Here is a 16,340-nt window from a genome sequence, read left to right on the forward strand (position 1 = left end):
ACTCCGTGGACACCTCTACCCTTTCCGTTCCCTCCATTTCCCCCCAGGAACTCGCCGCCCGCATGGGCCGTGCCGATGCACCTTTGCTGCTCGATGTGAGGCGCAAAGGAAAATTCCTTGAAAGCCCCCGTCTAATTGCAGGTGCCCAGCGCTGCGCACCGGAAAATGTGGCGGCCTTTGCCGCGTCACAGCCGCCACGCGAAGTCGTGGTGTATTGCGTCTATGGACACAACGTCAGCGCGGATGCTGTCGCCGAGCTGCGCGCCGCGGGCTGGAATGCTTACGCGCTGGCCGGCGGTATCGAAGGTGGTGAAGACGGCGTTGATACGCCGCAAGACATCGCCCAATGGCGCGCGCAGCGCCCCGCCACCGTCTTTAAGCGGCCCGAATGGGGCGTCACCGGCGAGCAGCCCTCGCGCTGGATCACGCGTGAGCGGCCCAAAATCGACCGCATCGCCTGCCCTTGGCTGGTACGGCGCTTCATCGATGAGCGCGCGGAATTCTTCTACGTGCCGACTCTGCAGGTGCTGAGTGAAGCAAAACGGCTGGGTGCCGTGGCCTACGACATTCCTGGCGCGCCGGTCTCGCATGAAGGCGAGCTGTGCAGCTTTGACACTCTGATGCGGGCCTTTGGATTGACAGATCCCGCGCTGGCCACCCTGGCGCGCATCGTGCGTGGCGCCGATACAGACCGCCTCGAACTCGCGCCGCAATCGGCCGGCCTGCTGGCGTTCTCGTTGGGCCTGTCGCGCCTGCACGCGGACGACGACCACGCCATGCTGGAGGCTGCCATGCCGCTATACGACGCGCTCTACGCATGGTGCCGCAGTGCGCAAGGCGAGCCGCACAACTGGAAACCAGAAGCCATGACCGGAGCCGCCAAGTGACCACCGCCTTGCCCTCTTCCCTCCCTTTGCCCCATGAACGGCCGTCGGCCGTGTCTTTTGCCGACGCGCTCAAGTTCTGGCTCAAGCTCGGCTTCATCAGCTTTGGCGGGCCCGCCGGGCAGATTGCCATCATGCATCGCGAACTGGTCGAGCAAAGACGCTGGATCAGCGAGCGGCGCTTTCTGCATGCGCTGAACTACTGCATGCTGCTGCCCGGCCCCGAGGCACAGCAGCTGGCCACCTACATCGGCTGGCTCATGCACCGCACTTGGGGCGGCATCGTGGCAGGCGCGCTGTTTGTGCTGCCTTCACTGTTTATCCTGATCGCGCTCAGCTGGGTTTATGTGGCCTTTGGTGATGTGCCGCTGGTCGCCGGCCTGTTTTACGGCATCAAGCCGGCGGTCGCCGCCATTGTGCTGCAGGCGGTGCATCGCATCGGCTCACGCTCATTAAGAAAACCGGCCCAGGCCCCCGTTCTATGGGCGATAGCAGCTATCAGTTTTATAGCAATCTATGCGTTGAACCTGCCGTTTCCGCTGATCGTACTTGGCGCGGCGGTGGTGGGGTGGCTGGGGGCCCGCTTCTCGCCGGCACAGTTTTCCGGTGGCGCGGGGCATGGCGAGGCCAGGCTTGGATATGGGCCGGCGCTGATCGACGACGACACGCCGACACCGGAGCACGCCCGCTTCAAGCCTTCGCGCCTGGCCGCCGTACTGGGCGTGGGCGCGGTGTTGTGGCTATTGCCCATAGGGGCATTGATGGCGACACGGGGCTGGGATGCCACGCTGACGCAGATGGGCTGGTTCTTCACCAAGGCTGCGCTGCTCACCTTCGGCGGCGCTTATGCGGTCCTGCCCTATGTCTACCAGGGAGCGGTGGAGCAGTTCCACTGGCTGACCGGCCCGCAGATGATCGACGGGCTTGCGCTGGGTGAAACCACGCCCGGCCCGCTGATCATGGTGGTGGCCTTCGTCGGCTTTATGGGCGGCTGGGCCAAGCAGGTGTTGGGCCCGGACATGCTGTTTCTGGGCGCGGCGCTGGCAGCCAGCGTGGTGACCTGGTTCACCTTCCTGCCCTCCTTTCTGTTCATTCTGGCAGGTGGGCCGCTGGTGGAGTCCACGCACGGCAAGCTGCATTTCACTGCGCCGCTCACGGCCATCACGGCCGCGGTGGTCGGCGTGATCGCCAGCCTGGCGCTGTTTTTCCTGGCGCACATTGCCCTGCGCGCGAACACCGGTGGCCCCTGGCTGGCCCGGGTGGACTTTTATGCGCTGGCCATTACTTTGGGTGCCGCCGTGGCGCTGCTGCGCTACAAGCGCGGCGTGATTCAGGTGATTGCGGCGTCGGCGCTCGCCGGCCTGCTGCTGCGCTTGTCCGGCCTGGCCTGATCGCGGCGCTGGATGACCGGGGGCTGGGCGCGGTATGCTCAGGCCCTCGTGATGGAACCCTCAGCCCCCAGCGCATCCCGGCCGTCGATCCCGCTCCTGGAACGCCTTTTTGGCGACTGGGTGCGCGAGGTGTCGCCTGCTACTGTGCGGGCCGATGCGATGGCGGGTCTCTTGGGCGCAGTGCTGGTGCTGCCGCAAGGCATTGCCTTCGCAACGCTGGCCGGCCTGCCGCCGGCCTACGGCCTTTACACCGCTGTGATTCCCTGCATCATCGCCGCGCTTTTCGGTTCCAGCCGGCATGTCATGTCGGGGCCCACCAACGCCAACTCGCTGGCGCTGTTCGCCATGCTCTCGCCGCTGGCCATGGCCTTTAGCCCGCTCTACATTCAGCTGGCGCTGGCCGTCACCGTGATGGTGGGCGTCATGCAGTGGCTGATTGGCGCGTTGCGCCTGGGTGTGCTGGCCAACTTCATTTCACCGGCGGTGCTGTTTGGTTTTACTTCGGGCGCGGCGCTGCTGATCGCCGTGCATGCGTTGCCCGACCTGCTGGGCCTGCCGGCCGCGCCTGAGCACAGCGCGGCCGCGGTTCTTGGACATGTTCTCACGCAGATCACTTCCGCCCAGCCCATGGCGCTGGGTGTTGCGGCCATCACCCTGGGCGTCGCGCTGCTGCTGCGCCACCTGCGCCGCAACTGGCCGTACATGTTGATCGGATTGGCGGTGGCCACTGCGCTGGCCTGGGTGTGGAGCGGCCTTCTTCATCCCGGTGCCGCACCCTCCGCCTCGTTGCGTACTGTGGGCCAGATCCCCATACCCTGGCCGAGGTTCGAAGTGCCGCGCATCAGCTGGGCGCAGGCCGCCGACCTTATCGGCCTGGCGTTTGCGCTAACCATCGTCGCGCTGGGCCAGGCGATCTCGATCGCCAAGACGGTGGCGCTGCGCTCGGGCCAACGCATAGACGCCAACCGCGAGTTCCGCGGCCAGGGCCTGTCCAACATCGTTGGCGGGTTTTTCTCAAGCTACGTTTCCTGCGGCTCGATGAACCGCTCCATGCCCAACCTGGAGGCCGGTGCGCGCACGCCGCTGGCCTCGGTGTTTTCGGCTTTGTTGCTGCTGGCGCTGGTGGCGGTGAGCGCGCCGCTACTCGCGCAAATCCCCATGGCCGCGCTGGCGGCGCTGCTGGTGCTGGTGGCGTTCGCGCTGCTGGACTTCGCGCGCTGGCGCCAGCTGTTCACCTTGAGCCGCAGCGACTTCGGTGTGGCGCTGGCCACCATGGTGGCCACCGTCACGATACGGCTGGAGATCGCGATCTTGCTGGGCATGATTTTGTCGCTGATGTCTTTTCTCTACCGCACGTCAAAGCCCGCCATGCGCACCATGGGCTTTGACAGCCGCGGCCTGGACCGGCAGTTCGTGGTCGTTGACAACAGCGTTGACGCAGGGGTTGACGTCGTTCCCGCGCAGAAGGCCGACGCGTCGGTGGAAGCGACGCCCCAGGCCTTGCCAGAATGCCCGCAGCTCAAATTGCTGCGCATGGAAGGCGAGGTCTATTTCGGCGCGACCCAGCACGTGGCCGACATCCTGCACGCATTGCGCACCCAGTCCCAGCCGCAAAAACACCTGCTGGTCATGGGCAAGAGCATGAACTTCATTGACCTGGCTGGGGCCGAGCTCTGGGAGGCTGAACTCGCCGCACGCCGCGCCATGGGCGGCGATCTGTACTTTCACCGGCCGCGGCCCGAGGTGATCCGCATGTGGCGCAAGACCGGCTTTACCAGCGTGCTCGGGCCAGAGCACCAGTTCCCCGACAAGTTCACCGCCATCGCCACCATCTTCAACAAGCTGGATCCGGAGATTTGCCGCCACTGCACCGCGCGGATATTCTGGGAATGCCAGTCCGCGCCTGGCCCCGACACACCTAGCCCCTGAAACCCATGCCCCAATTTGCCGCCAACCTCAGCTGGATGTACACCGAGCTACCCATGGCCGAACGCTTTGCCGCCGCTGCGCGTGACGGCTTCACGGCTGTGGAGATCCTCTCGCCGTATGCATGGGAACCAGCGGCGCTCAAAGCCATCCTGCAGCAGCACGGCCAGCAGCTGGTGCTGTTCAACGCTCCGCCCGGCGGCGTGGATGTGGCCAGTATTGAAAAGGCCTGGGCCTCCTCGCAAAAAGGCACGGCCTGCCTGCCGGGCCATGAGACCGAGTTCCGCGCCGGCATCGCCATTGCGCTCGACTATGCGCAAGCGCTGGGCTGCCCGCGCATCCACGTGATGGCGGGTGTGTTGCCGGAGGGGATGGAGCGGGAAGCAGTGCAGCCCACCTATGTGAACAACCTGCGTGAGGCCGCCACGCTGGCGGCCAAGGTGAGTGTGGATCTTCTGATCGAACCCATCAACACGCGTGACATTCCGCGTTTCTTTCTGAACCGGCAAGACCACGCGCATGAAATCATCCGTGAAGTGGGCGCGCTCAACGTCAAGGTGCAGATGGACCTCTACCACTGCCAGGTTGTTGAAGGCGACCTGGCCATGAAGCTGCGCAAATACTTGCCCACGGGCCATGTGGGCCATCTGCAGATCGCCGGTGCGCCTGGCCGCAATGAGCCGGATGTTGGCGAGATCAACTATCCCTATCTGTTTGCGTTGCTGGATGAGCTGGGCTACAGCGGCTGGGTGGGGTGCGAGTACAAACCGCTGCGCGGCGTAGAAGCCGGTGCTACGCCGGCCGGTCTGGGTTGGTTGAAAAAATTTCGCGAACGCGCCTGAGCGCGTTCGGCCTGTTCAGCGCGCGCAGCGAAACGTCAGATTGATGCGCTGCCGGCCCAGGCGCGCATGCTCACCCTCGGCCAGCGGCGCCACGCCGTGATAGGCCAGCCGCGATGGGCCGCCCCACACCGCGACGTCGCCATGCACCAGGCGGTATCGCGCGGGGCGACCGCTGCGGTTCAAGCCGCCGAACAGGAACACGGCAGGCAGGCCCAGCGACACCGACACAATCGGTGCGTCCATGTTGCCTTCGTCTTTGTCCTGGTGCAGCGACAGCCGCGCGCCGGGTTCATAGCGATTGATCAGGCAGGCGTCCGGGCGGAAGTGGTCAAAGCCCGCTTCCGCTGCGGCGCGCAGAGCGAGTTCGGAGAAGCTGCCTGGCATCGTAGGCCAGGGCTTGCCAGAGAGCGGGTCTTTGGTGTCGTAGCGGTAACCGCTGCGGTCGGACACCCAACCCAGCGCGCCGCAGTTGCTCATCGCGACCGACATGGTGTAGCCGCCCGGTGTGACCAGATGGCGCAGTGGCGCGGCCGCGACCACGTCTTCCACGGCTTGTAGCAAGGCTTCATCCACCTCGCGGGCAAAGCCGCGCAGCAACACGGCGCCCGGCGCGATCAGCTCGGGCACCGCATAAGGTGTCGGCACTTCATCGAAAAGCCCCAAGGTCAAATCATTTCCTTTACTGCGCGTCATGAAAAATAATGCCCAGCGTATGCCGGTGCCCGCTGCGCACCGTGCTCACGCCGTGCCGCATATTGACCCGGTAAAACCCCCGGCTGCCTTGTACCGGGCGATGGTGCACGGCAAACACAACGGCATCGCCTTGCCGCAGCGGCACCACCTCGGGCCGCGACTGCATGCGCGGGCGTTGCTCGGTCAGCACAAATTCGCCGCCCGTGAAATCTTCGCCCGGGCGCGACAGCAGCACCGCGACCTGGATCGGGAACACGTGCTCGCCATACAGGTCCTGGTGCAGGCAGTTGTAGTCGCCGGGGCCATATTGCAAGAGCAGCGGCGTAGGCCGCTCCTGGCCGGCTTTGTGGCAGCGCGCGAGGAAGTCAGCATGGGCAACCGGGTAACGTACATCGACTCCCATGGCCTGGTTCCAGGCGTTGGCTACGCCGACCAACTGCGGGTAAAGCATGGTGCGCAGCCGCGCCACGATGTCCGGCAGCGGGTAATTGAAGTACTGATATTCGCCCTGGCCAAAGCCGTGGCGCTGCATCACCACGCGACTGCGGAAATGGCATGCATCGGCATACAGCCCGGCCACGGTTTTGCATTCCTGCGCGCTCAGCAGCTGTGGCAGCACAGCGCTGCCGTGGCGGTTCAGTGTGGCTGTGATGTGCGCCCAGTCATCCGGGCCAGCGCCGGCTTCAGTTGGGTCGGGCAACAGGATAGGTGTTTCAGAAACAAGTGGCATGCTGCAATTCGTCAGGGCGATGGAGCGTCCATCAACAGCTCAGGATAAATCCGACGGCTCGCTGACGCTCGCCAGAACCGGACATTTCATTCAGCCGCGATCAAGCCGCCAACTCGGTCAGGATAGGGCAGTCGGGCCGGCTGTTGCCCTGGCAACAATGCGCCAGGTGCCCCAGGGTCTGCTTCATCGCCTCCATCTCCGCGATGCGGCGCTCCAGATCGGCCATATGGGCCAGTGCGATGCGTTTGACGTCCGCGCTGGCGCGGCGCTTGTTCTGCCACAGCTTTAGCAGTTCGGTGATCTCGGCCATGCTGAAACCCAAGGTGCGGGCGCGGCGTATGAAGCGCAGCGTATGCACTTCTTTTTCGCCGTATTGGCGGTAGCCCGCGTCGGTGCGGTGCACCGTGGGCAGCAGGCCCAGCGACTCGTAGTGGCGAATCATCTTGGCGGACACGCCCGAGTGCGCAGCGGCCTGGCCGATGTTGAGCGGGCCTGTATCAATGGTGTCAGTCATGGGTGCTTCCTTTCCAGCGGCGCAACAGCAAGGCGTTCATCACCACGCTGGCGCTGCTCAGCGCCATGGCGGCGCCGGCGATGACGGGGCTGAGCAGCCCCAGTGCAGCCAGCGGGATGCCGACCACGTTGTAGATAAAGGCCCAGAACAGGTTCTGGCGGATCTTGGCGTAGGTGCGGCGCGAAATATCGATGGCGTCCGCCACCAGAGCCGGGTTGCCGCGCATCAGCGTAATGCCGGCTGCGTGCATGGCCACGTCGGTACCAGTGGACATCGCGATGCCCACATCGGCCGCGGCGAGGGCCGGCGCATCGTTGATGCCGTCGCCCACCATGGCCACACGCCCGCCTTGCGCTTGCACGCCAGCCTTGAGCTGGCCGATGATGGCGGCTTTGTCTTGCGGCAACACCTGGCTATGTACAAGGTCTATTCCGAGTTGCTGCGCCGCGGCTTCGGCGCTGCCGGGGTTGTCGCCGGTCACCAAAGCAGTTTGAATGCCCAATGCGTGGAGGCGGGCAATCGCCGGCGCCGCGCTGCTTTTGAGCGTGTCGCCAAACGCCATCAGCCCGAGAAGCCGCGGTGTTCCGGTGACTTCGGCCAGCCATGACACCGTGCGGCCTTCGGCTTCGAGTTCTTTTGCGCGAGCGTTCAGTGCGGCGAGGTTGTTCAAGTCCAGACCCAGCTCCTGCATGAAGCGCGGGCTTCCGAGTCGCAGTTCGCGGCCTGCCACCACGGCGGCCATGCCGCGGCCGGCGACGGCGCGCAACTCTGTCGCCGCGGGAATCTCAAGCTGCTGCTCCGCCGCGCGCCGTGTGACCGCGCGGGCGAGCGGGTGTTCGCTGCCCGACTGGATGGCGGCCGACCAGGCCAGCAGCTCATCGGCAGCGATGGCGCTGGGCTCCAGCGCCACCAGTTCGGGCTTACCCTCGGTCAGCGTGCCGGTTTTGTCAAAAGCCACTACCTTGACGCTGTGCGCCACTTCCAGCGCCTCCGCGTCCTTGATCAGGATGCCCTGGCGTGCGGCGGCGCCGGTGCCCACCATGATGGCGGTAGGCGTTGCCAGCCCCAGTGCGCAGGGGCAGGCGATCACCAGCACAGCGACCGCATTGAGGATGGCCGCCTCCCAGTCCTGCGTGGCCAGGCCCCAGCCCAGCAACGTCACCAGGGCAATGGTGATCACCACTGGCACAAACACCGCGCTGACCTGATCCACCAGCCGCTGTATCGGTGCTTTTTTGGCTTGGGCCGATTCGACCATGCGCACGATGCGGGCCAGCGTGGACTCCGCGCCTATGGCCGTGGTGCGCACCACGATCAGGCCTTCGGCATTGACCGCGCCGCCAGTCACGTGGTCGCCCGCATGCTTGGCAACAGGCAGGCTTTCGCCGGTGATCAGCGATTCGTCCACCTGCGTGGAGCCCTCGACGATCTCGCCGTCGACCGCGATGCGTTCGCCAGGGCGCACCACCACCAGGTCGCCGAGCTGTATGTCTTGCAAGGCTACGTCTTCGTCCCTTCCATCGCGCCGACGGCGCGCGGTGTCGGGGCGCAGCGCCTGCAACGCGCGGATGGCGGCGGTCGTTTGGTGTTTGGCGCGCGCTTCCATCCATTTGCCCAACAACACCAGTGTGATGACGACTGCCGAGGCTTCAAAATACAGGTGAGCCATGCCATGGCCGCCATGCCGCAGCAATTGATAGATGCTCAGGCCGTAGGCGGCTGAGGTGCCCAACGCGACCAGCAAATCCATGTTGCCGGTGCGGGCGCGCAAGGCGCTCCTGCCGGCGCGGTAAAAGCGTGCGCCCAGCCAGAACTGCACCGGCGTGGCCAGCAGCCATTGCCACCAGCCGCCCAGCATCCAGTCTTTGCCGAACAGCGTCCCGACCATGGGCAGCGCCAGCGGCGCAGACAGGACAGCCGCCAGCACGATGGGCCACCAGGCGGCGGCGGGTTTGTCCACGGGAGTGCCGGAAGCGGGGATTTCACACGCGTGGTAGCCGGCTTTGGCCACTGCCGCCATCAGCGCAGGCAATAAGGCGCCGTCGCCGGCCACGCTGACTTCCGCGGTTTCAGTGGCCAGGTTGACACTGGCCGACAGCACCCCGGGTACCTGCTTGAGCGCCTTCTCGACGCGCGACACGCAGGAGGCGCAGGTCATGCCGTCTATTTTGAGCCGCAAGGATTGTTCGGCCACGCTATAGCCGGCTTTGGCGACGGCGGTCCTCAGGGCGTGCATGCCGACACCGGCGCGCACCTTGACGCTGGCCTGTTCGGTCGCGAAATTGACGCTCACGTCCTCAACGCCCGGGACGTTGGCCAGCGAACGTTCCACACGCGCCACGCAGGACGCGCAGCTCATGCCCTGGACGGGAAACTGCCACTCGGTCAGCGCCGGCATGACGGGAGATGTTTTTAACGTGGATGGGGTGTTCATGCCTGTAGTCTCAACCTTACCACCATGGGAGGGTCAAGCGCCTTGGTGTAATAGCCCTGAATCGAGGCAGGACTTGCCGGGCTACGCTTGACCCTGCCCCCATGGGAAGGTTCAGACTTCTGGGTAATCCCTGTACCAATCTCTCAGACAGCTTCCAAGGAGTCTTTATGGAATTTAATATCCCCGCTATGAGCTGCGGCCACTGCGTTGGCGCCGTCACCCAGGCCATCAAATCGCTGGATGCAGCGGCGCAGGTCAGTGTGGACTTGCCCGGCAAAAAGGTTGTGGTGCAATCTTCGCAAGGCCGGCAAGCCGTGGCGGCTGCGCTGGCCGAGGCGGGTTATCCCGCACAGTAGCACGCCGATATCCGGCGGAAAAGACGTTTCGGCGTCGATAGAATGGCCCTTCCTCCCTCCATTCAAGCCGCCTAGTGTCCGACCGATTCGCCGTCCTCCCCCAATACCTGTTTCCCAAGCAGGCGCTGACCAACTTTGCCGGTTTTGTAGCTTCGCGCGAGCGTGGCTGGGTCACCACCGAAATCATCCGCCGCTTTGTCGCCAAGTACCAGGTCAACATGGACGAGGCGCTCAACTCCGACATTGCGAGCTATCTCACCTTCAACGACTTCTTCACGCGTGCGCTCAAGCCCGGCGCGCGGCCGCTGGCCAATGCCGAGCTGATTTCGCCGGTGGACGGTGCGATCAGCCAGTTCGGTGCGATCGAGAAGGACCAGATCTTTCAGGCCAAGGGTCACAGTTATTCGACCACTGCGTTGGTGGGCGGGGATGCGGCGCTGGCGGCGCATTACCAGGACGGCCATTTCGCTACGCTCTATCTGAGCCCCCGGGACTACCACCGCATCCACATGCCTGCAGGCGGTCGGCTGACGCGCATGATTTATGTGCCGGGCGACCTGTTTTCCGTCAATCCCGTTACCGCACGCGGCGTGCCGGGGCTGTTCGCGCGCAATGAGCGCGTGGTCTGCGTTTTCGAATCGGCGCGCGGGCCCTTTGTGCTGGTGCTGGTCGGCGCGACCATCGTTGGCAGCATGGCCACGGTGTGGCACGGCGTGGTGAACCCGCCGCGCGGCAAGGTGGTGCGGCAATGGGATTACCCCGACGAGCCAGCCTCCGCCATTCGCCTCAAGCAGGGCGAGGAAATGGGCCGCTTCCTGCTGGGCTCCACAGTCGTCATGCTGTTTCCCAAAGGGCCGCTGCAGTTCAATGCCGAGTGGGCGCCCGGCCGCGAAATACGGCTCGGCGAAGCCATGGCGGTCTATGGTTAGGCAGAAGGCGTGAAGCCCAGGCGATTTAAAAGTGCCATGGCCGCCGCCGGCGCCCTTTCCTTGGCACCGTTGATGAAATACACAAATACGTCGCGCGCCTTGCCCTGTGCCGGGGCTTCTTCCAGCGTCGGCAGGTCGGCCGGCGCGGAGCCGTCAGCCCATTGCCGCGCGCGCTCAACCCACGCGTTCAGCGCACTTTCCTCGTAGCCGGTCTCCAGCCCTGCTTCGCTCATCATGAGGCGGGCATAGGCGAAGTCACCCGTGAGGTCGGCGAAAGACGGAAATTTGTCAGAGTCGGTAAATACAGTGGCGACCTTGTAACGGCGCGCCAAGGCCAGGTAATCGGGCGACATAAAGCTCTCGTGGCGAACGTCGACGACATGGCGCAGCGCCCGGCCGTCCACCTGTTTGGGCAGCAGCGACAGAAACGCCTCGAAATCCCCTGCTTCAAACACCTTGCCGGGCATGAATTGCCAGACGACGGGGCCCAGCTTGTCGCCCAGCTCGCTGATGCCGCTTTCAGTGAAGCGCTGGATGGACTCGCCCGCCTCGGCCAGCACCCGGCGGTTGGTCGCGTAGCGCGAGGCCTTGAGGGAAAACATGAAGTTGTCCGGCGTCTCGTCGTGCCATTTCCTGAAGCTGGCCGGCTTGAGTGTGCCGTAGTAGGTGCCGTTGACCTCGATGGCGCTCAGCCGGCGGCTTGCGTATTCGAGTTCGCGGCTGTGCGCCAGGCCGGCTGGGAAAAAGTTGTCGCGCCAGGGCTCAAAGGTCCAGCCGCCCACGCCAGCGCGGATGCGGGAATCGGCTGCCGTGGAAGGCGTGGCGGCGGAAGATGGCGCGTGTGCGCGGCTTGCTGGTGTCATGGCGGCTCCGTGGCGTACTTGTCTGCTTTCTCGTCCAATTAGAGGAGTTATCTTTGCCCACGCCGCCTGCGAGGCGCTGTAGGTTGAGTTCTCCAATTGCGGGTCTTCCCTTGGCCGGTGGCACGGTCTGTGTCGGAAGCGTACAGTAGCAGGTGCGGCAGCAAAACGCTGTCCTAAAAAAGCCGATATTCCTGTTCCCGGAGCCTTTCCAATGAACGCCCCACTGCACTGCGAAATTCCCGCCAGCATCCTCAACGCCGCCCAGGCCCTGTCTCAGGTCACGGCCCAATGGGACGGCGACATCGTCAAACAGATCACCGACTACATCTCCATCCCAGCCAAGTCCCCCACGTTCGACAGCGACTGGGCGCAGCACGGCTTTATCGACACCGTCATGCGCAATGCGGCGGCCTGGGTCGAGGCGCAGAAGGTCGAAGGCCTCAAGCTGGAGATCGTGCGACTCGAAGGCCGCACCCCGGTGCTGTTCTTTGAGATCCCGGCCACGCGCGCCGATTCGACGCAAACCGTGTTGATGTACGGCCACCTCGACAAGCAGCCCGAGTTCACCGGTTGGCGCAATGATTTGAGCCCCTGGATGGCCAAGTACGAAGATGGAAAGCTTTATGGCCGTGGCGCCGCCGACGATGGGTATGCGGTCTACGCCAGCATTGCCGCGGTGCAGGCGCTCAAAGCGCAGAACGTGCCGCACCCGCGCATCGTTGGCCTGATCGAAACCTGCGAGGAAAGCGGCTCCTATGATTTGCTACCTTACGTCAATGCGCTGCGTGAGCGCCTGGGCGACGTCGCGCTGGTGGTGTGCCTGGATTCCGGCGCGGGCAACTACGACCAGCTGTGGCTGACCACCAGCCTGCGCGGCAACGCGGCGGGCGTGCTCAAGGTGGAAATCCTCACCGAAGGCGTGCACTCCGGCGACGCCAGCGGCTTGGTGCCGTCGAGCTTTCGCATCATGCGCCAGGTGCTGGACCGCCTGGAAGACAGCAAGACCGGTCGTCTGCTGCCGCAGAGCTTTCACTGTGAGGTTCCGGCCGACCGGCTGGTGCAGGCGCAGGCCACCGCCAAAATCCTCGGCGAAGAAATCTACAAGCGCTTTCCCTGGGCGCACTACGACTGTGAAGGCTCCAGCGCATTTGCCTTGCCCACCACGACCGACCCGGTGGAAGCCCTGCTCAACCGCACCTGGCGGCCGACGCTGAGCGTGACGGGTGCCGAAGGCTTTCCGGCCCTCAAGGATGCAGGCAATGTGCTGCGCCCCTACACCGCTTTCAAGCTCTCGCTGCGTTTTCCGCCGCTGATCGACGCCGGCGCCGCGGTGCAGGAACTCAAGACACTGCTGGAAGACAATGCGCCTTACCAGGCCAAAGTCACGTTTGAAAGCAACGGCGGCGCCACCGGCTGGAATGCGCCCAGCACCGTACCCTGGTTTGAGAACGCGCTCAACGATGCGTCGCAAAGCTTCTTCGGCGCGCCCTGCGGCACCATAGGCCAGGGCGGAACCATTCCGCTGATGAACATGCTGAGCAAGGGCTTCCCCAAGGCGCAGATGATGGTTTGCGGTGTGCTCGGCCCCAAGAGCAATGCGCACGGCCCTAACGAGTTCCTGAACGTGCCCTATGCGAAGAAGCTGACCGCCGCGGTCGCGCATGTGATGGCCCGTGTTCCCGGTTGATGCGGGTGAGCTACCCTTCTTTGCGCCGCGGTTTGCCGGCAGCGCTTGTTTCAAGCCAGGCTTTTGCTGCCGCATGCATTCCACCGTCCTAGCGCCTTTCACCGCCCGCGACGGCGAGAACCTGGCTCTCTATGAGTGGCCACTGGATGCTTTGGCCATCGAAGGGGGTCAACATGCGTTGCCGCCGCGCGCCATGGTGCTGCTGGTCCATGGCTTGGGCGAGCACGCCAGCCGCTACGACCATGTCGCCAGCCAATTGCTCGACTGGGGTTTTGCCGTGCGTGCCTACGACCAGCGCGGCCATGGCGAATCGGGCGGGGTCCGTGGTGTGCTGCCCAATGAGACTGCACTGCTGGACGACCTGGCCGAAATAGTCGACGACACGCGCCTGCGTTGCGTGCGCCTTCTGGAGGAGGTCAACGCGGACGGACGAAGCCCGCAGCCGCCTGCGCATCTTCCCCTGGTTCTGCTTGGCCACAGCATGGGCGGTCTGGTGGTGAGCCGGTTTGTCGCACTGGACATTCGCCCCGTGGATGGCCTCGTGATGTCTTCTCCCGCGCTGGAGCCGGGGCTCAACGTCTTGCAAAAGCTGCTGCTGGCCTTTATGCCGAGGCTGGCACCCGACCTGTGTGTGGGCAACGGCCTGGACGCGCGCTACATCTCGCACGATGAAGAGGTGGTCAAAAAATACTTCACCGACCGGCTGGTGCACGACAGAATCTCGCCACGCCTGGGCAAATTCATCGCAACAGCGGGTCCCGCGACGGTGGCGGCCGCCGCCCAATGGCGCACGCCTACGCTGCTGATGTATGCGGGTGCGGACCGGCTTGTCAATCCGGCCGGCAGCCGCGCTTTCTCGGAAAACGCGGCCCACTCACCGGCCGTGACCGCCGGTACGGTGACGTCGCGGTGCTTTGAGGGCCTCTATCACGAGATATTCAATGAAGTCGAGTCGGAGCCGGTGTTTGACACGCTCAAGGCCTGGCTGGACGCCCGCTTCTAGCGGTTAAGAAAATCTCAAGAGAAATTCGGCTTCGGCCCAATAAGAACGGGCGCAAACAGCTATAAAAACAATAGCAGTAACTGGCGACATCACCGGGTTCCATGCCCAGCCTGACCGCAATGTCGGACACGGTGCGAGGCGTAACCAGGTTCTCAGGCCTTCTGTCCCTTGCGTTGGCCGAGTGCAAGCCAGGCCAGCGCGGCGGCGGTGAGCCCCAGCGGCAGCAGTGACCCCAGGTTCAACAGCGCCCAGCCTTGGGTGGTCACCAGCACGCCGGAGGCCAGCGAGGAAACCGCCAGCACGGCAAAAATACAGAAATTGAGCGCGCCCTGCGCCTTGTCTTTTTCTTCCGGCCGATAGGTCTCAAGCGCCAGGGTGGTGCTGCCGGTGAAAAGAAAATTCCAGCCCAGACCCAGCAAAAAGAGCGCCGCCAGAAATTCCTTGAGCTCCACGCCCGAGAGCGCGATCAGCACGCACACCACGTTGAGCGCCAGACCCACCGCCATGATGGGCAAAGTGCCGAAGCGCCGGATCAGGTGACCGGTGAAAAAACCGGGTGCGAACATGCCGATCACGTGCCACTCCAGCACCAGCGCGACGCTGGAAAACGGCAGGCCGCAAACCTGCATGGCAATTGGCGTGGCCGCCATCAGCAGGTTCATCACGCCAAAGCCCAGGGCACCGGCTGCGGCGGCCACGATGAAGATCGGCTGCCGCATGATTTCGCGAAGTGGCCGGCCACCGCGGCTGGCATGCGCCTCGGGCGGCGGCGGAAACCGGATGAATGCCAGCAGCGCCATCGACAGCAGCGCCACGCCGGCCAGCGCCAGGTAGGCGCCTGCAAAGGGCACGTCGGTCAGCCCCCGCGTAGAGGCCGCCAGGTTGGGCCCGGCGACGGCGCCCAGCAGGCCGCCTGCCATGACCAGGGAAATGGCCTTCTCGCGAAAGGCCGGCAGGGCGAGCTCGGCCGCGGCAAAGCGGTAGAGCTGGGCATTGGCGCTGTAGTAGCCCGCCACCACTGTGGCGGCCACCAGAAGCCAGAAATTTTTGCTGTAAGCCGCATAGCAGCACAGCAGGGCCGAGGCGGCGGCCACCAGCAGGCCCAGCTGGAAGGAAATCTTGCGCCCGAAGCGCATTTGCGTGCGCGCCACCACGGACGTGGACAGCGCGCCACCCACCACATAGCCCATGACGGGCAGTGTCGCCATCCAGCCCAGCGGCGCCAGGTTCAGGCCGACCAGGCCGTTGATGGCGATGAAGGTGACGTTGTTGGTGAGAAAGAGGCCCTGGCAGACGGCCAGCAGCCAGAGATTGCGGTTCATGGCGTGCCGCTTGTCACTGCGAGAAACGACAGGCAGGCGAGCGGTGCGGTTTCGGCCCGAAGCACGCGCGGGCCGAGGGTGACGGCCGCAAAGCCGCAAGCCATGGCCGCAGCCTCTTCAGCCGCGCTGAGGCCGCCCTCGGGACCGCTCAGGAAGGTCAGTGCGCCGGCACCAGCTGCGGCCACCGCTTCGGCCAGCGGCCGGCTGCCGTCTTGTAATGAGAGTAGCAGCCGGGTGCCGCCAGCTGCGCCCTGCCCCGCGCCTTTGAGCCAGTCAGACAGGTTAGCGACGTCGTGAACGGGTGGTATGCGGCTGCGGCCGCATTGCTCGCAGGCCGCGACGGCGACGCCCCGCCAGTGCGCGATTTTTTTGTCGGCTCGCTCACCCTTGATGCGCAGCACGCTGCGCTCGCTCATCAAGGGCTGGATGCTGGCCACGCCCAATTCGGCGGCTTTTTCAATCAGCCAGTCCATGCGGTCATTGGCGGGCATGCCGACGGCCAGGTGAATGGAACGGCTGGCTTCGCGTGCCGTGGCGGTGTAGCCGCCGATAAGGACCTCCACATCGCTGCGGCCCATGCGCTCGACGGTGGCTGCAAATTCCCCTTCGCTGCCGGGCTGGCCGTTGCCTTGGCCGTTGAATATTGTCAGGGCGTCGCCGGGCTGCATCCGCAAGACCTGGACGTGGCGCGCAGTGGATGGCGGCAGGCTGACGATGCTGCCAGACGCCAGCGCGATGTCAGCGAAAAACCGGGCGGTCATGGTGC

The 16,340-nt window shown here is 64.7% G+C and carries 15 protein-coding genes; 8 read left to right on the forward strand and 7 right to left on the reverse strand.

Going from position 1 to position 16,340, the window contains the following annotated elements; all coding sequences use genetic code 11:
* Window positions 1-5: 5 nt before the first annotated feature.
* From AC1DY9_RS16430 to otnI, 4 genes are read left to right on the forward strand one after another with little or no spacing between them, the layout of a single operon-like run.
* Window positions 6-887, forward strand: coding sequence for a chromate resistance protein ChrB domain-containing protein (locus AC1DY9_RS16430; RefSeq protein WP_457281916.1), 882 nt, complete (start codon window positions 6-8; stop codon window positions 885-887).
* Complete coding sequence (chrA, locus tag AC1DY9_RS16435; protein WP_457281917.1) at window positions 884-2,275, forward strand: chromate efflux transporter; 1,392 nt, start codon at window positions 884-886, stop codon at window positions 2,273-2,275. Before AC1DY9_RS16430 ends, chrA begins: the two co-directional genes overlap by 4 nt.
* A 51-nt stretch (window positions 2,276-2,326) precedes the next feature.
* Window positions 2,327-4,204, forward strand: coding sequence for a SulP family inorganic anion transporter (locus AC1DY9_RS16440; protein ID WP_477667054.1), 1,878 nt, complete (start codon window positions 2,327-2,329; stop codon window positions 4,202-4,204).
* A gap of 5 nt (window positions 4,205-4,209) precedes the next feature.
* Complete coding sequence (gene otnI / locus AC1DY9_RS16445) at window positions 4,210-5,043, forward strand: 2-oxo-tetronate isomerase (RefSeq protein ID WP_477667055.1); 834 nt, start codon at window positions 4,210-4,212, stop codon at window positions 5,041-5,043.
* Window positions 5,044-5,058: 15 nt separating this feature from the next.
* On the opposite strand, the gene alkB is transcribed toward otnI, so the two are convergent.
* The 4 genes from alkB to AC1DY9_RS16465 all read right to left on the reverse strand — a co-directional run bounded on the left by alkB (window position 5,059) and on the right by AC1DY9_RS16465 (window position 9,414).
* On the reverse strand, window positions 5,059-5,712 hold the full coding sequence (gene alkB / locus AC1DY9_RS16450) for a DNA oxidative demethylase AlkB (protein WP_457281920.1): 654 nt from the start codon (window positions 5,710-5,712) through the stop codon (window positions 5,059-5,061).
* Window positions 5,713-5,722: 10 nt separating this feature from the next.
* Complete coding sequence (locus AC1DY9_RS16455) at window positions 5,723-6,466, reverse strand: 2OG-Fe(II) oxygenase (RefSeq protein ID WP_477667056.1); 744 nt, start codon at window positions 6,464-6,466, stop codon at window positions 5,723-5,725.
* A 100-nt stretch (window positions 6,467-6,566) separates the two neighbouring features.
* Window positions 6,567-6,980: a Cu(I)-responsive transcriptional regulator gene (cueR, locus tag AC1DY9_RS16460; protein WP_477667057.1), complete on the reverse strand. Its 414-nt coding sequence runs from the start codon at window positions 6,978-6,980 to the stop codon at window positions 6,567-6,569.
* Complete coding sequence (locus tag AC1DY9_RS16465) at window positions 6,973-9,414, reverse strand: heavy metal translocating P-type ATPase (protein WP_477667058.1); 2,442 nt, start codon at window positions 9,412-9,414, stop codon at window positions 6,973-6,975. The genes cueR and AC1DY9_RS16465 overlap by 8 nt, the downstream gene beginning before the upstream one ends.
* A 167-nt stretch (window positions 9,415-9,581) precedes the next feature.
* Here AC1DY9_RS16465 and AC1DY9_RS16470 point away from each other — a divergent pair, with 167 nt between their 5' ends.
* Both AC1DY9_RS16470 and asd read left to right on the forward strand, forming a co-directional pair.
* Window positions 9,582-9,770: a heavy-metal-associated domain-containing protein gene (locus AC1DY9_RS16470; RefSeq protein WP_457281924.1), complete on the forward strand. Its 189-nt coding sequence runs from the start codon at window positions 9,582-9,584 to the stop codon at window positions 9,768-9,770.
* 74 nt (window positions 9,771-9,844) lie between these two features.
* Entirely contained in the window at window positions 9,845-10,699 is an 855-nt protein-coding gene (gene asd, locus AC1DY9_RS16475) for an archaetidylserine decarboxylase (RefSeq protein ID WP_477667059.1), read from the forward strand.
* Here the strand turns inward: asd and AC1DY9_RS16480 are convergent.
* Entirely contained in the window at window positions 10,696-11,562 is an 867-nt protein-coding gene (locus tag AC1DY9_RS16480) for a DUF72 domain-containing protein (protein ID WP_477667060.1), read from the reverse strand. The two genes, asd and AC1DY9_RS16480, sit on opposite strands and share 4 nt — an antisense overlap.
* Before the next feature lie 211 nt (window positions 11,563-11,773).
* Between AC1DY9_RS16480 and AC1DY9_RS16485 the strand changes: the two genes are divergently transcribed.
* Both AC1DY9_RS16485 and AC1DY9_RS16490 read left to right on the forward strand, forming a co-directional pair.
* Complete coding sequence (locus AC1DY9_RS16485) at window positions 11,774-13,249, forward strand: M20 family metallopeptidase (protein ID WP_477667061.1); 1,476 nt, start codon at window positions 11,774-11,776, stop codon at window positions 13,247-13,249.
* Between the two features lie 73 nt (window positions 13,250-13,322).
* Window positions 13,323-14,252 (forward strand): lysophospholipase, encoded by a 930-nt coding sequence (locus AC1DY9_RS16490; protein ID WP_477667062.1) that lies wholly within the window; start codon window positions 13,323-13,325, stop codon window positions 14,250-14,252.
* A gap of 152 nt (window positions 14,253-14,404) precedes the next feature.
* Here the strand turns inward: AC1DY9_RS16490 and AC1DY9_RS16495 are convergent, their stop codons facing one another.
* Both AC1DY9_RS16495 and AC1DY9_RS16500 read right to left on the reverse strand, forming a co-directional pair.
* Window positions 14,405-15,574 carry an MFS transporter gene (locus AC1DY9_RS16495; RefSeq protein ID WP_457281929.1) on the reverse strand — a complete coding sequence of 390 codons (1,170 nt, stop codon included), beginning with the start codon at window positions 15,572-15,574 and terminating at the stop codon, window positions 14,405-14,407.
* Window positions 15,571-16,335: a 16S rRNA (uracil(1498)-N(3))-methyltransferase gene (locus AC1DY9_RS16500; protein ID WP_457281930.1), complete on the reverse strand. Its 765-nt coding sequence runs from the start codon at window positions 16,333-16,335 to the stop codon at window positions 15,571-15,573. The genes AC1DY9_RS16495 and AC1DY9_RS16500 overlap by 4 nt, the downstream gene beginning before the upstream one ends.
* Window positions 16,336-16,340 lie beyond the last annotated feature (5 nt).

The organism is Polaromonas sp. P1_F6 (assembly GCF_056405695.1).